Source organism: Treponema sp. R80B11-R83G3 (assembly GCF_054786115.1).
In genome coordinates this window covers 1-653 of sequence record NZ_BDHF01000387.1, presented here as the reverse complement: position 1 = coordinate 653, position 653 = coordinate 1, and the positions used below count along the sequence as shown (strand labels likewise).

The following is a 653-nucleotide window of genomic DNA, read 5'->3' as shown; positions in this document are numbered from 1 at the left end:
CGCTGAGAGTGAGAGTTTCTTCGTCAAAACAGCCTTTTTTAAAAAGTTTATTTAAGAGCGAATCTCTTTTTAATTTTAAGGCTTCGCGGTTGCGTCCCGGGTGAATAAGAGCGGGGCTGTTTGGAAGAGTCGCCAGAACAGCCGCTTCCGCCCATGAAAGATCGTTTGAACTTCTGCCAAACCATCGCCACGCTGCGGCTTCCAAGCCTACCACATTCGCCCCAAAAGGAGCGTTAGCTGCATAAAGGGCAAGAATTTTATTTTTAGACCTTCCCGCTTCAAGTCTGACGGCCAGATACGCTTCTATAAACTTTTCAAATAAATTCCTTTTACGCGCCCCCCTTGCAAGGCGTATCGTCTGCATGGTGATTGTAGAACCGCCCGATATTACCATTTTAGCGCGAATGTTCTGATACGCCGCCCTCCCAATTGCCAAAAGATCAACACCCAAGTGCCCACGGAATCTGCGGTCTTCGGTTTCGATTAACGCAAGAGTGAACTTTTCGTTTACTTTTTCCGTGCCGGGAAAACGCCATTGGCCGTCCGAAGCGACCTGCGCTCCAAGAAGATTCCCTTCGTTGTCAAAAAGTACGGGCGAATAGGGATAATTAAAAAGAGGACGCGGCAAAGAAAAAATAAACGCAAGCAGGAGA

General features: G+C 47.6%; 1 protein-coding gene. It reads right to left on the bottom strand.

All coding sequences use genetic code 11. The features are described from left to right. A partial coding sequence (locus ACYVRH_RS14010) for a transglycosylase domain-containing protein (RefSeq protein ID WP_461257497.1) occupies nt 1-653 on the bottom strand: 653 nt, incomplete at both ends.